The organism is Anaerolineae bacterium, assembly GCA_016931895.1.
Classification (GTDB): domain Bacteria; phylum Chloroflexota; class Anaerolineae; order 4572-78; family J111; genus JAFGNV01.
Window position 1 is genome coordinate 13,723 of sequence record JAFGDY010000291.1, and the last position, 15,256, is coordinate 28,978.

Annotated in this window: 8 protein-coding genes; 5 read left to right on the forward strand and 3 right to left on the reverse strand. The window is 52.3% G+C overall.

The features are described 5' to 3' along the window. Positions 1 to 72: 72 nt before the first annotated feature. The 3 genes from JW953_22275 to JW953_22285 are packed head-to-tail and all read right to left on the reverse strand — an operon-like array spanning position 73 to position 5,803. Entirely contained in the window at positions 73 to 507 is a 435-nt protein-coding gene (locus JW953_22275) for a DinB family protein (GenBank protein ID MBN1995432.1), read from the reverse strand. A 5-nt stretch (positions 508 to 512) separates the two neighbouring features. Further along, entirely contained in the window at positions 513 to 2,642 is a 2,130-nt protein-coding gene (locus tag JW953_22280; protein ID MBN1995433.1) for a DUF2079 domain-containing protein, read from the reverse strand. Continuing rightward, positions 2,642 to 5,803 (reverse strand): hypothetical protein, encoded by a 3,162-nt coding sequence (locus JW953_22285; GenBank protein MBN1995434.1) that lies wholly within the window; start codon positions 5,801 to 5,803, stop codon positions 2,642 to 2,644. Before JW953_22285 ends, JW953_22280 begins: the two co-directional genes overlap by 1 nt. A gap of 631 nt (positions 5,804 to 6,434) precedes the next feature. Between JW953_22285 and JW953_22290 the strand changes: the two genes are divergently transcribed. From JW953_22290 to fusA, 5 genes are all read left to right on the forward strand, one after another. Next, positions 6,435 to 10,376, forward strand: coding sequence for a DNA-directed RNA polymerase subunit beta (locus JW953_22290; GenBank protein MBN1995435.1), 3,942 nt, complete (start codon positions 6,435 to 6,437; stop codon positions 10,374 to 10,376). Between the two features lie 92 nt (positions 10,377 to 10,468). Beyond that, positions 10,469 to 11,467, forward strand: coding sequence for a hypothetical protein (locus JW953_22295; protein MBN1995436.1), 999 nt, complete (start codon positions 10,469 to 10,471; stop codon positions 11,465 to 11,467). Between the two features lie 329 nt (positions 11,468 to 11,796). Further along, a complete protein-coding gene (gene rpsL / locus JW953_22300; GenBank protein MBN1995437.1) occupies positions 11,797 to 12,210 on the forward strand; it encodes a 30S ribosomal protein S12 in 414 nt (137 codons plus the stop codon). 53 nt (positions 12,211 to 12,263) lie between these two features. Then, a complete protein-coding gene (rpsG, locus tag JW953_22305; GenBank protein MBN1995438.1) occupies positions 12,264 to 12,734 on the forward strand; it encodes a 30S ribosomal protein S7 in 471 nt (156 codons plus the stop codon). Positions 12,735 to 12,894: 160 nt separating this feature from the next. Continuing rightward, entirely contained in the window at positions 12,895 to 14,973 is a 2,079-nt protein-coding gene (fusA, locus tag JW953_22310) for an elongation factor G (GenBank protein ID MBN1995439.1), read from the forward strand. The last annotated feature ends 283 nt before the right edge of the window (positions 14,974 to 15,256 follow it).

The window sequence follows — 15,256 nt, forward strand, 5'->3', positions numbered from 1 at the left end:
TTATCGGGCGGCCCGGGCCGGAGCAAAGTATGGTATAGAGACTTATTCGTGGAGAATAATTGCGGCCAGGGATTAGTATTCTATAATTTTGCTTAGCTGCTGCGCGTGCAGTTCCAGGTGGGCAAAATATTCTTCCACCAACTGCTCCAGGGTAAGGGCCGGCCTATCGCCAATGGTCACGGTTGATGACAATTCCTCCGGCGGAAGGTGGTCAATGATGTGTAGCAGGAGTTGGTTATAATTGAACCACAGCGAGAGCAGGACGGCAAAATCAAAGGTATGATAATGCGCCCGCTGCACAAATTGGACTTGATCGTAGCCGGGAAAGTTTAAATTGCCATTAGCCTGGTACCGGCTCAGGCGTTGGTGGTTATTGCTTACCGAATCCACCAGGTGCCCCACAATCTCTTTGACCGACCAGCCCTCCCCTTCTTCTCTTTTTTGGGGATCGGGACACGTTTTTAGCAGGTGGTAAATTCTTTCAATAGTTTGTTGGTGTTCTTTCATTTTTTTTATCTCTTTATGATCTCCAACGCTGCCGGATAAACCAATCCCCCAAACCGCCGAAAAGCGGCAATCGGCAGTAGCGTCTGGTTTTCCAGGGGGGGCGGGGTGTGGGGGCCGGCGATAACGGGCAGCCGGACGGACTCATCCCACGGGTCGTTGCTGTGGCTAAAACCTAGTGCATAACTAAACCTGCTTTTATCGCCCGTCCACCAAGGGATGGTGTTGACCCGTACCTGGCGCCGGTCGCCAACGGCCCAACGCGAGGTAGGCCACCAGAAGATGGCCGGTTGAGCGTAATCCGTTGCCCCGATGACCATGCCGCGTTCATCAAGCAAATAAACAAAAAGATTATAATCCTGGCCTGGTTTTTGCAGGGTTTCAAAATAAAGCACCACTTGCGGCTCGGTTTCTGAGGTGGCTAACCGGTGCGCGTCCGGCTTTACGCCAACCAACTTGAGCGTGTCGCCAAAAACAGCGTCGAAGGGCTGCGCGTTTGCCGGGAGTTGGTCGAATTTGGTGAAGCTAAAAAGTTCTTCAGAAATAGGAATGCGGGCGGCGCCTTTTTTGAGCAAAAGATAACCGTCTTTGGCCGCAATGGGGCCAAAGGCTTCTTCAATGACCAGGCCGGTCAGCAATTCGCCCTGGGCGTTGAAACGATTGGGCAATTTGGGGTGGCTCAAGTCTAACCAGATGTAGTCGTAGTCGGTGTCCAGGGGACCGTTCCATATTGCCAGTTGATAGCGGTGGGCCACGTAAGGCACCAGTTGGGCTTGGGCCAATACGCTGCTTTCTTCGGGAATCAGCGCGGCCAACTCGCGGCCCAGTTGATGATGCCGGGTCACCTCCGACCATTCGGATAACAAAGATAGCGGCGAATAACCGCGCAGGACGTGGTAAGTGAAAGAAGCAATAAGGAGCAGGATGGAAAGGAGGGGAAGGGCAAATCGTGAGGGGTGAAGTGTGAGTCGCAAAACATTGGACTTGGCTCCCCGCCACCAATACCCAACCCGAGCCATTCCGTCAACGGTAGCCAACATTACAAAAGCCAGCATTGGTGCGGCGTAGTGCCAGGTTTCCAGTTGGCGCAGCGTTGGATTTTGACTCAAAAAAATAAAAGCAAATCCCGGCGCAGCCATTAACAAAAACGGAAAGCCCAAGAGCGGCAGTAAAAGCAGGGGCAAGGTGAGCATACTCAGGGCGGGCAGGCTGCCGGGCTGAAAGAGCAGGGCCAACACAGCCCCTGGTTTGGTGAAAGGCGAAAGGGCAATGTCCAGGGGAGTATGGCCTAGCGTTTCAAACCAGGCCGCATAAATGGAGTGACCCCCGCCGGTGCGATATGCCGGGATGATCACTTGAAACGTCACATAAAACCAAACCAAACCGGCTCCCATTAAAACACCGCCTTCTCGCCAGCAGCGGCGTAGGGCCAGCAAATACAAACCAATCATAAACACGTACAGCGAGATGTCTTCTTTGGTGGACATAGCCAGCATAAAAAAGAGGCCGGCCAGGAAATAGAAGGTTAGGAGGAGGAAGAAGGGAGGGGCCGCAGCAGCGCCGTTAGTTGCTGGCTCACCGGCTTGACTCAATTGTTTCTTTTCCGGCCACAGCCACAGACTTTTGCCCTGAATGGTCAAGGCCTGCTCTAAAAAATAGAAGGCCGCCAGTAGAAAAAGTGGGGCAAAGGCGACGGCGTGAAAATCAAACAGGGTTACGGCTTCGGTGGCGGGCAGCAAAAAATATGCAGCAACCATGGTTAAGGCTGCCCACTCATTTTGTAAACGTTGCACGGCCAGGGCGTAGAGGGGCCATGCCGCCAAAGTTAGCCCGGCCGTTTGCAGCCAGAATAACGTGCGCGGGTGAGGCCAGAGTTTGTAGAGGGGGGCGATGAGAAACAAAATCGGCTCAACGTGCGTGGCCCAGCGCAGGGGGCCGTTGTCTTTGATGAGAGACACGGCAAAGCCACGGCCCTGGATAAAATTCCACAGCGGCTGGGCGTAGACCCCAGTATCAAAGGCCCCCGTTTCAAAAGCCAAATGGCGTTGGTTGGCGTAAAGGCCAAAGTAAACAAAGTAAACCAGCATCAGCAGGCTGAGCAGGATGCGGGCGGGGGTCAGATACAAACGAAAGCTCATTATTGCACCGTGAGGCCGGGTAATAATACCTTGTCGTCAACCTGGGCGCAAGCTTCTGTTTGGCAAACGGGCAAACGCCGGCCTGTGTTGGGATTGTACAGGCCAATCTCTATCTGATAATCGCCGGCGGGTGACTCTGGGGGGATGGGAATAGCGTATTCGTCGGTGATGAATTCGTCGGGCAACCAGCCGGTGGTAGGATAGGCTCCCGCGCCCGGGGTCTGGTCAACTTGCCCATGCAGCAGGCCATCCGGGCCGATGAGGTGAATGAAGGCGGTGTGATCCTGATCAAAATCCGCATTTACGTGCCAATAGAGCCTCACTCCCAACGTATCGCCGGGAGATACCTGGGTGGCCGTGGCGTCCAGACCGGCCAGAGTGACCTGCCCGTTGAAATCAGCGCCGATTTCAACTTGCGGTTGCGGCGTTTCAAAATTGCGCGGCCAACCCTCTATCTCAAAATCGCCGATGGGCAGGGTGATCACTTCTTCGTCAGGCTGATCCAGGGGCGACAGGCGCAGGCGCAGTTTGTACGTGCCCGGTTCCCAGGCAGGGGGAATACGGGCGGCCAGCCAGCCGCGTAAAACCTCGCCGGGCTGCCACCGGGAGGTGGGATAATCTCCGGCCAAACCGACCGGCTCGGAGATGGGCCACTCGTCATCGCCGCTTTCGGGTTTGACGATGAACGACATGGCTAAATCGCCGGGCAAGGGCGTATCACCGGCCTGCCAGATGAGCGAAGCGCCCACTTTACTGCCGGAGCGAACGCTCTCGCCGGGCAGGGTTTCAAAGCCGACCAAGGTTAAACCGGGGAGAAGTTTGTGCATTGTGGGCAGCGCCAGAGTAAGATCGTCGGGCGTGAGGGGCTGCCGGGCCGGTTGGACGGTGAAGTTGGCCAGGGTGAGTAAACCGTCCCCTTCTTGTGTGGAGATGGGCAAACGGCTCAGGGAATCTGCACCATAAACGGCCAGCTTGAGGGTATAGTCGCCCGGCGGTGTGGCCGGGGGAATAGAAATGAGAAAATAAGTTTCTGCTTCAGCGCCAACTTCCCAGGCCTGGCTGCCAACCTGGAGAATATTGTTTTGCAGCAGCTTGTCAATTTGGCTAATGAGCTGTCCGTTTGCGGCGTAAACCTGGGCCGAAACTTTGAGGTTTTCAGCATGCTCGGCTGTTTTTTGCCAGGCCAGCCGCAGCCAGAGAAGATTATTGCTGGCCGCTTGCGGGTCAGCCAGATGCTGCACATCGCCCGCGTCGCCCAGAGCGTAGCCGGTGAGTTGAAGTTGCCCGCCAAAGTCAACGGCAATTGTTTGTAATTTTTCGGCAGAGTGAAAATCGGGGGCGGGGCTGTCCAGCAGGTAAGTGTCAATGTCAAAATATTCAAAAGAGTCGGTTTGCCGGTAATGGCCGTATTTTTCAAGGTAATAGGGAATAACGTTTTTGGGGTCGGCCCCGGTGTGTTTGGAAGTTTTCCATTTGACCACACGGATGATATTGTGCCCGACCGCGGCAGTGGCCAAATCGTTGGCCAATGTTTTTTCATTATCAACCACCCAGTAGTGAGCGGCAGGCGGCTGGGCCAAAGCGGTCAGAAAATCGGTGGTGTAATTACGAAATACGTCGCCGGCGGCCGTATTGCGCGGTAAAATGAAGGCGACACCGGCTCGTTCCTCCCGGTTGATTTGGTCGGCCATTTCCACAGCGTAAACGTGAAAGGCGGCTTTAGCATCGTTGGTGTTGGGGAAAATATAAAAATATTGATAAAGGGAGCGGGCGGTATCTTGCCCCAGAATCCAGATAAGCAAACAGGCCAGCCCCACCCCCAGGCCAAAGGCCAGCCCCTTAAATTTATGGCCCAGCCGGGGCTGGAGCCAGCGAGCGCCTATGGCCCAAAGGGTCTCAAAAAGCCAGATAATGAAAACAGCGGTAAAGACGTAGGTTGGGGTAATGGCCCCAACAGCCCGCAAGTCGTGCGGGATGCTGTCGGGGGAGAGAATACTGGGCAGCAGCATAGCGGGGTACCAGAGCAGAATAAACAGATAAGCGGCTTGTCCCCGCAAGCCTCGCCAGAGCGAAAGCAAAAAACCCAAAAAGACCAGGAGACCCATTGAAACCGGCAAAACCAGCCGGGCCGGGGCCTGGCCGAAGAGCCAGGAGAGCGATACGCCGTAAGCGCTAAAGTTACCCTCTATGCTCCGCCAGAGCAGGCCCCACGGATCGCCCTGATTAATTTGGGGATTGAGGAAAAAGGCCTGGGCGACGCGGGTGGTGCCGGGTTCAAGTTCGGGCCGGGTGAGGAGAATGTAAACCATGGGCAATAATAAGAGCGTGGCGGTGAGGGCGGTGGCCAGGAGATTCCAGAATTGGGTGGTCAGGTAAGCCCTGGCCGGTTCCGGCCGCCAAAACTTGCCCCCTAAATTTTGGCGGATTGTTTTTTGAGCGATCATAACCAGTAACCACTGGGCAATAAAATAGGCTGCGTAGAATGGCGGCGCAAAAACGCCGGACAGGTAAATGTACATCAATCCGCCCAGAAAAATACCGCTGACAATAAAGGGCCATTGCCTTTTCAGATTTACAATTTGTGCTTCGGCCGCTTCACTCAGGCCAAATTTGTTATTTGGCGGTTGCGTTTTGTTCAGGCCCAGCCATAAAAAATAAACAGAGGGAAGCATTAAAAAGGGCACCCCAATGCCGGCAAAAGCAATACGGCTGACTTTCAGATGCCAGAGCGAGACTGCGACCCCCAGAGTGGCCAGGCCCGCGATCAAACGAGCGCGATTAAGATCGGACAGGGTATGGTTGGGACCGCGGAACAACTCGCGGATGGCCCAATAATTGGCAAAAATCCCAATTACCCCGGCCCAGGCAGCCAGGCCGCGAATGGCGGCAATAGAAGGGCCAAAAAGATAAAACGCCGCCGCCGCAAAATAAAAACCCAGAGCGCCGCCGCCGCCCTGACCTTCGTAGGAGTATTGCAGTCCTTCCCGCAGGGTGGTTAGCGCGCCCATGGCCCCCACGGCTTCGTCGGAGTTGAAGCCAGGAGGAACGGCGGTGATACGCCAGTAACGTAAATAGGTGGCCAGGGCAATGATGGCTATCAGGGTGGCCCATTCCAGCCAGGGGACCCATTTGGGTTCAGCATGAGCGGTATTGGTGCGCAAGATTACCTCCGCGGTAAAGGTTTAGGGCATTTACAACAATTGGCCCGCCTATGGCGGGCCGTTTGAAAGAAGATAATAATGATAGTCAATCAGGATTGAATTGGCAAAAATTAATGTCTGAAATTTTTAAAAACTGCTTGACAAAATCTGCCCTTTTGAGGTATAATATAGATTTGGTGGTTAGGTTGCTGAATTTTTTGATGCCGGTTAAGGTAAAAATCTCCCCCCAACTGATAGCTATAGACATACCATAACCTATCCTTAACGGGTATGAATGCCCCACGTTGAGGTGATGTCCTCATAACAAACATCATAATAATAAACCTCTCCTTAAGCAGTTAGAAATGAATTTAACTGGTAACAATGTCGTTAAGTTTAGACTCCGGTAGTCTCCAGAAATGTTCAGCAACAGATTGCCTGACAGATGTTTAAATCCGCAAAGAAGCCCGGCTAAAGTAATTATTCAAAATCTGGCAATATTGTTCAACTTGATGACATTGAATTGGTTAAGTTTAATCCGATGAGTTGCCCCAAGCAAATAGTTAAGTTTTTGGTTTAGGCGGGTCTATTTTCCTGCTGTATTATGTTGCTCATTGTTGTGTAATTAAATATTTAAGGGAATGGTGAATTTATGTCTCAAAAAAATGCACGTAAAAAAAGTTACGCTCGTATTCCTGATGTGCTGGAGTTGCCTCAATTAATCGAGGTGCAGCTAAAGTCGTTTCAGGCATTTAAAGATGAAGGATTGCGCGAACTCTTTGAAGAGATATCGCCCATTGTTAGCTTTAATAAAAACCTGGAACTTCATTTTTGGGATTATCGTTTTGACGAGCCTAAATATTCCGAGGAAGAGTGTCGTGAGCGTGACATAACTTATGCCAGCCCGTTGTGGGTGAATGTGCGTTTGGTGAACAAAGAAACCGGTGAAATCCAGGAGCAGGAAGTTTTTATGGGTGACTTTCCCCTGATGACCAAAAACGGCACGTTTGTGATTAACGGGGCCGAACGGGTGGTTGTTTCCCAGCTTATTCGCTCGCCGGGAGTTTATTTTACCGTTGACGAAGACCGGGCCACCGGACGTGAATTGGCTTTTGCCAAACTTATTCCTAATCGTGGCGCCTGGCTTGAATTTGAAAGCTCTAAACGAGATTTGATTTCGGTTAAGGTAGACCGGAAACGTAAATTGCCGGTAACGGTGCTGCTGCGAGCGATTCAGATTGTTGGCCTTGATGAAGAGACGCTGAGAGAGGTCATGAAGAATCCGGTACTCTGCGTGGAGATGGGGTTGGGCACCGATGAGCAGCTATTGGAGTTGTTCAAAAACGTTGATACCGATCCTGAACATACCTTTATCCCGGCCAGTATTGATAAGGACCCCACCAAAAATGCCCACGAAGCTTTGCTTGAGTTCTACAAAAGGCTGCGCCCCGGCGACCCGCCGACCATTGATAACGCCGTGAATTTTCTCATTTCTCTGTTGTTTTCGTCCCGGCGTTATGATTTGAGTAGGGTGGGACGCTATAAATTGAATCGCCGCCTGGGCCTGAATATTCCTATTGAGCACCGTATTTTAACCAAAGAAGACCTGGTGCATGTGGTAGGCCGGATGATCAATATTAACAATGAAAAAATTCGGCCCGATGATATTGATCACCTGGGTAATCGCCGGGTGAAGACCGTGGGCGAATTAATTCAAAATCAACTGCGCGTTGGTTTATTGCGCATGGAGCGCGTGGTGCGCGAGCGTATGTCTATCCGCGACCCCGAACAAGTTTCGCCGATGTCGCTCATTAATATCCGGCCGGTAGTGGCCGCCACCCGGGAGTTCTTTGGCGGTAGCCAGTTGTCCCAATTTATGGACCAAACCAATCCGCTGGCCGAGCTAACCCACAAACGTACTCTGAGCGCCTTGGGCCCGGGCGGTCTGCGGCGCGAGCGGGCCGGTTTTGATGTGCGCGATGTGCATAATAGTCATTATGGCCGGATTTGTCCTATTGAAACCCCGGAAGGGCCTAATATTGGTTTGATTGGTCGCCTGGCTGCTTTTAGCCGAGTCAACGATTTTGGCTTTATTGAAACGCCTTATCGTAAGGTTGTTAATAAGGTTGACCCCCAAAATGTGGAAGCCCTGGTGGGCAAAACAACCCGGGCCGACGTGGCAGATCCCAACACCGGCGCCGTGGTGGTGCCCGGCGGTACCGTGATTGACGAAGATATGGCAATTAAAATTGCCGAATTGAACCTGGAAGGTCCGGTTTTGATTAAACCGATGGTGACGGCGGAAATTGAATATCTTTTTGCCGACGATGAGGATAGTTACACCATTGCCCAGGCTAACGCGGCTCTGGACGAAAAATGGCAATTCAAGAATCCCCGGGCCAGCGTGCGTCATGATCAAACTTTTTCCTTTGAGAATGTTGAAAAAGTGGATTACATTGACGTGTCACCCAAGCAAATTGTGGGCATCAGCGCCGCGCTCATTCCATTTTTGGAGCACGACGATGCGAACCGAGCCTTGATGGGCTCCAACATGCAGCGGCAAGCCGTGCCTCTCATTCGTCCCGAAGCGCCGCGGGTGGGCACCGGCATGGAAGTGCAAGCAGCCGCCGACTCAGGCCAGGTGATTGTCGCTCAAGAAAAAGGCGAGGTGATCAGTGTGACGGGCCGGGCGATTGTGGTCCGTGGGGAGAACGGTCACGAGCGGCAGTATGTGCTGCGCAAGTTCAGCCGCTCTAACCAGTCAACCTGCATTGACCAGCGGCCCATTGTGCACAAGGGCCAAATGGTGGAGAAAGGTGAAGTTCTGGTTGACTCCAGCTCGACGGATGAGGGCGAGTTGGCCCTGGGCCAAAATGTGCTCTGCGCCTTTATCAGTTGGGAAGGGGGTAACTACGAAGACGCTATTCTGATTAGCGAGGAGATGGTCCGGCTGGACAAGTTTACCTCAATCCATATTGAAAAACATGAAATAGAAGCGCGCGACACCAAACTTGGCCCCGAAGAAATTACCCGTGATATTCCCAACGTAGGCGAAGATGCTTTGAAAGATTTGGACGAAACAGGTGTTATCCGGGTAGGTGCAGAAGTTGGCCCCGGCGACATCCTGGTGGGCAAAATCACGCCCAAAGGTGAAACCGAGCTGACCCCGGAAGAAAAATTGCTGCGGGCTATTTTTGGCGAAAAAGCCCGCGAAGTAAAGGACTCCAGCTTGCGCCTGCCGCCCGGTGAAAAAGGCATTGTGGTAGATGTTAAGGAGTTTTCACGGGAAGAGCATCGTGATCTGCCCACCGGCGTTGACCGCATGGTGCGGGTAATGGTGGCCCAGCGCCGCCAGATTACCGAAGGTGATAAAATGGCTGGCCGGCATGGCAACAAAGGCGTCATCTCCAAAGTGGTGCCTGTGGAAGATATGCCTTATCTTGAAGATGGAACGCCGGTGCAGATTATTCTAAATCCGCTGGGTGTGCCGGCGCGTATGAACATTGGCCAGATTTTGGAAACGCACCTGGGTTGGGCGGCCGATCGTTTGGGCTTTCGGGCCATTAGTGCGGTGTTTGACGGGGCGCATGAGGATGAAATTGCCGCCGAACTGGCCCGCGCCTGGCTCATTGATCACGCCTGGGAAGAGACCACCGATAAAGCCTGGCTTTGGATTGCCGAGCAGGGCTATACGGAGGAAGAACTTGAAGACGAGGATGAGGCCCGGCTGTTGTACCTGATTGAGTGGCTGGGAGAAAAAGGATATGATGTAGAGCAGTTAGCCACCGACCAGATTTATGCGCGCCGGGCCGTTTTGAGTGAATGGCTGAAGGAACACGGTTACGATCCTGATTTCCTGCTGGCCTTTGAGGGACAGCGCCGCCCTCAAGAAGTTGGCATAGTTGCGCGTGAGGCGGTGCGCCTGGTAGGTTTGCGGGAATGGTTGAAGGCTATGCAGAACCGGATGGAAACAATAGCTGATAGCCGTTATTCTGCTACGCTGGCCGGGTTGAATTTGGAGAAGCTGGCCGATGAAGAGATTGACCAGTATGCCCTGACCGTTTCCCGCGAGTTACAGGTGCCAATGCCCACCACCGGCAAAATGACGCTCTATGACGGCAAAACGGGTGAACCCTTTGACCGCCCTGTCACCGTAGGCTTGATCACAATGCTCAAATTGGCCCACCTGGTTGAGGATAAAGTCCACGCTCGCTCCACCGGACCTTACAGCCTGGTCACTCAACAACCTTTGGGCGGCAAAGCCCAATTTGGCGGCCAGCGTTTTGGCGAGATGGAAGTGTGGGCCTTGGAAGCCTACGGCGCGGCTCACATTCTACAAGAAATGCTCACCGTTAAGAGCGACGACGTGGTGGGCCGGGTGAAAACCTATGAGTCCATTGTAAAGGGTGAACCCATTCAAGACCCCGGCCTGCCGGAGAGTTTCCGGGTGTTGGTCAAAGAATTGCAATCTTTGGGCCTCTCGGTTGAGGTGATTTCTGAAGGTGAAGAGATAATGGCTTTTGGCAAGGAAGAACAGAAAGAACGTCTGCCTAAACTGGGCCTGGGTTTGGGAATTCCCGGCGGAGCGCGCTGATCAGGTTTGCCTGAAGGAGATGATTGATTGTTTCAAGCGCCGGTTCATTTACTAATGGGTCGGCGCTTGCAGTGAATGATGGGAGAAAATTGGTGACAACGCTGGTGGCTCAAATTGCGCCGCAACGAAGCACGCAATATGCAACGCTGGCCAAGGATTTGGCGCCTCACGAACTCAAATTGAGTCCGTTGGGCCGTTTGATTTCCATCCTTGACTATCTGGAGTTAGGTGGTCAAGCTTATTGGAAATGTGAACTGGAGACAAATCTGGATGAGGTGCAAATCCGTGAACTGGGGATGTTGGCCATGACCGGCGTCTTTTTTTGGTATTACGCGGCGTTGGGGGAATATGCCGGGCCGCTGCTCCGGCCTATTGAAACCGGATTTCAGCCCTGTTTTTCCTCTGATTTAATGATGACCCGCCGTTATAAAGGTAAAACCAATGAGTTGTTCACCCAATTTTTGTGTAATATTGCCAGATTCAGTAGCGACTTTTCCCGGCAGTCGTGGAAAAATTTGCGGGTATTTGATCCTCTGGCCGGGGGAGGCACCACCCTTTTTGCGGCTTTAATGCTGGGCGCCGACGTGGCCGGCGTGGAAAAGAACGGCAAAGATGTTCAATCCACGGCAACATTTTTGGAGCAATATGCCAGGGCGCAGGGGATTACCTGTAGCGTAAAAGAAGAGCGCCTGAAAAAGTTAGGGAAACGGTGGTGGTTTAAGTTGGGTCGGGAAACGCCAAAACAATGTGTACTGGCCAGCGGCGAAACCACCCACGCGATTGAATTGATTTCCGGCTTTAAAAAACCACATCTTATTGTGGCCGACCTGCCGTATGGAATCCAACATCATGGTCAGTTGACCGGCCTGTTGCGGGCGGCCCTGCCGGTGTGGGCCTCAATGTTAGCGCCGGGCGGGGCCATGGCCCTGGCCTGGGAGTCGACCCGGTTCTCCCGGCAGGAAATGGTAAGCCTGGTTGAGGCTGAAGGCCCGCTGCTGGTGTTAAGTGAGCCGCCTTACAATATGTTGGTGCATCGAGTGGACAGGGTGATCAAGCAGCGAGACGTTGTTGTGGCCCGGCCAATTACCTGATTGGTGGTTATAATTAAGGAAGGGTCTTAGGCTATAAGTAGGGACAGGACATAGCCCTGTCTCTATCGCCCGCCAAAAATTTTTGGAACGCCACCCAAAAAAGAAAAGGAATTTGACTCCTGGTCTTGTTCATGTTATATTATTTCTTTGCGTGTGGGTCTGAAGCTCAGATTTCTGGGTTGACGAGAGGGGCATAGAGAAGCTGTTCTCGGCCCACAGAATATCTACAGTTTGATAATTTACGAGGCCACCGGTCATTTACGGTGGCCTCGTGTACTGCCAAAGTAGGTGGTTTTTAAGAATTAAGCGTTATTAAACGGAGGATTTTCTTGCCTACAATTAACCAGTTGGTACGTAAAGGACGTAAAGTCAAGAAGTCGAAAACTAAGGCGCCTGCCTTGCGGTTTACTTATAATGCCTTAAAAGGGCGGATGCAGCCGGACAGCGGTTCTCCCCAGAAGCGGGGGGTTTGCACCCAGGTCCGGACGATGACGCCAAAAAAACCCAACTCGGCTTTGCGAAAAGTGGCCCGGGTGCGTTTGACCAACCAGATTGAGGTAACGGCTTACATTCCCGGCGAAGGCCACAGTTTGCAGGAGCACTCGGTGGTATTGGTCCGGGGTGGTCGGGTAAAGGATCTGCCCGGGGTGCGTTATCACATTGTGCGCGGCGCGTTAGATTCAACAGGGGTTGATGCCAAACGGCGAGGTCGTTCCAAGTATGGGGCCAGACGCCCTAAATAAAATTGGACAGATAATTGCCGGGCAAATCATTGCCTGCTAGATTGGAGAAAATAATGGCAAGAAGGAATCGTGCTGTCAAACGGCCCATTGAGCCTGATATTAAATACAATAGCCGTTTGGTGCAGAGTTTTATTAATAAATTAATGAGAAATGGTAAAAAAACTGTGGCTGCCCGTATTTTTTACGATGCTCTTGATATTGTTGAAGAGCGGGCCAATAAGCCGGGCATAGAAATGTTTGAACAGGCTATCAAAAACGCTACGCCCCTGATCGAGGTCCGGCCCCGGCGAGTAGGCGGGGCAACCTATCAGATTCCGCTGGAGGTGCGCTCTGAGCGCCGCGAAAGCCTGGCCATTCGCTGGCTGGTCAATTCCAGCCGGGACCGCGCCGGCAAATCAATGGCCGAAAAACTGGCCGCTGAATTAATGGATGCGGCCAATAATCAAGGGGCCACAGTTAAAAAACGAGAAGATACCCATAGGATGGCCGAGGCAAACCGCGCCTTTGCTCATTATCGCTGGTAAAGGTTTGGCTTGAGCAAACTCAAGCCAAACGGTCCAGTTTCAATAGCGTCACTGTTGATTGAGTAAAGTCCAAAACTCTTGCCTGCCGTAGATTAAAGAGTTTTGGACTTTTCACTGTCTTATTGAAGTAGAGAGAAGTATTCAGGTTAAACATTAGGTTATGGCCCGCCAAACACCGTTAGAGCGAACCCGAAATATTGGCATCATTGCCCATATTGACGCCGGTAAAACAACCGTCACCGAGCGTATACTTTTTTATACCCAAAAAATCCATCGCATTGGTGAGGTGCACGACGGCGCGGCCACCATGGATTGGATGGCCCAAGAACAGGAGCGCGGCATTACCATTACGGCGGCGGCCACTACTTGTTATTGGAACAACTATCAGATCAATATTATTGACACGCCGGGGCACATAGATTTTACGGCTGAAGTGCAGCGCTCCTTGCGCGTATTGGATGGCGGGGTAGTGGTTTTTGACGCGGTGGCCGGCGTTGAACCGCAATCCGAAACGGTTTGGCGACAGGCCGACCGGTTTGGCGTACCGCGGATCTGTTTTGTTAACAAAATGGACCGGATTGGGGCAGACTTTCGCCGCACGGTGAAAATGATTGTTGAGCGGCTGAAGGCCAACCCGGTGCCCATTCAAATGCCCATTGGCAGCGAGGATAAGTTTAGGGGCGTGATAGACCTGATAAACATGGAGGCCATTTATTATCTCGACGACCTGGGCACCAAGTCTGAGGCCAGCCCAATTCCTGATAATTTATTGGAAGAGGCCCAGCAGTTGCGCGACGCAATGGTTGAGAAGGTGGCCGAGTCGGATGAAGTTTTGACCGACAAGTATCTGGCAAGCGAAGAAATTACGCGGGACGAACTGATTCGCGCCCTGCGGGTCGCCACCGTTTGTGGCAATATTGTGCCGGTTTTGTGCGGCTCTGCCCTTAAGAATAAAGGCGTCCAGCGGTTGCTTGATGCCGTAGTGAATTATTTGCCCTCACCCAAGGATGTTCCCCCTAAAATTGGCATTCAGCCCTATACCGAAAAAGAAGTGACCGTTTTTGCCGATGAGGCCGATCCCTTTGTGGCGTTGGTCTTCAAAATTGTCACCGATCCCTTTGTGGGCCGGTTGGCCTATCTGCGGGTTTACTCCGGCACCCTCAATGCCGGCGAAATGGTTTTGAATGCCACCAAAGACAAAAAAGAGCGCGTTGGTCGGCTGCTGCAAATGCATGCCAACCACCGTGAAGAATTAAAAACAGTTTATGCGGGGGATATTGCGGCCGTGGTCGGTTTGAAAAATACGTTCACGGGCGAAACATTGTGCAACCGGAGCCATCCGGTGGTGATGGAGTCGATCAAATTTCCTGAACCCGTTATTAGCCTGGCCATAGAACCTAAAACTAAAGCCGACGAAGATAAATTGTCTATGGCTTTGCAAAAGTTGGCCGAAGAAGACCCTACTTTTCAGGTGAGAGTTGACGAAAATACCGGCCAAACCCAAATTTCGGGCATGGGCGAGCTGCACCTGGAAGTGTTGGTGGACCGGATGCGGCGGGAGTTTAAGGTAGAAGCCAATGTGGGCCGCCCGCAAGTGGCTTACCGCGAAACCATTACCCGGCCGGCCAAAGCCGAGGGCCGTTTTATCCGGCAAAGCGGCGGGCGCGGCCAATACGGGGTGGCGTTGCTGGAAGTTGAACCCCTGGAAAAAGGCCAGGGTTTTGCCTTTGAAAATAAAATCGTTGGGGGGGCTATTCCCAAAGAATACATCCCGGCGGTGGAAGACGGGGTCAAGGAAGCAATGTCTACCGGCATTTTAGCCGGTTATCCGGTGGTGGATGTTAAGGTGACGCTGGTAGATGGTTCATATCATGAGGTAGACTCCTCTGAATTGGCCTTTAAGATTGCCGGTTCCCTGGGCTTTAAGGAGGCCATGCAAAAAGGCGCCCCCGTTTTGTTGGAACCGATCATGCACGTTGAAGTGGTGACCCCGGATGATTTTACCGGCGACGTGATGGGCGATCTTTCTTCTCGCCGGGGCAGCATTGAAGGAATGGAACCCAGAACCGGCGGGGTGACGGCGATAAAGGCGTTGATGCCTTTATCAGAAATGTTTGGTTATGCCACCGGCTTGCGTTCGCTCACACAAGGACGGGCCACGTTTACCATGGAATTTGACCATTATGCGCAGGTATCTGAAGTATTAAGGGAGAGAATTATTTCAGGCGGCAAATTTTAGCAAACTGTAAAGGTTGATTTGCCGAAACAACTATTTTCAATATAATTAAGGGGTTTGCCTCTTACAGCAAAAAGTTTTGTTGCACCTGATACAAAATCTTTCTAACCCTTAGCACCTATTTGAAAAATTTGCAGTACCGTCCCTGCGTTGCCGGGCAGTCCGCAGGGCTAAGATTTTGTGTCTCAAGTTAGATTACGTAAGGAGAAAGAAAGGCAATGGCAAAGCAAGCATTTGTACGAGATAAACCACATGTGAACGTGGGGACAATCGGGCACGTTGATCA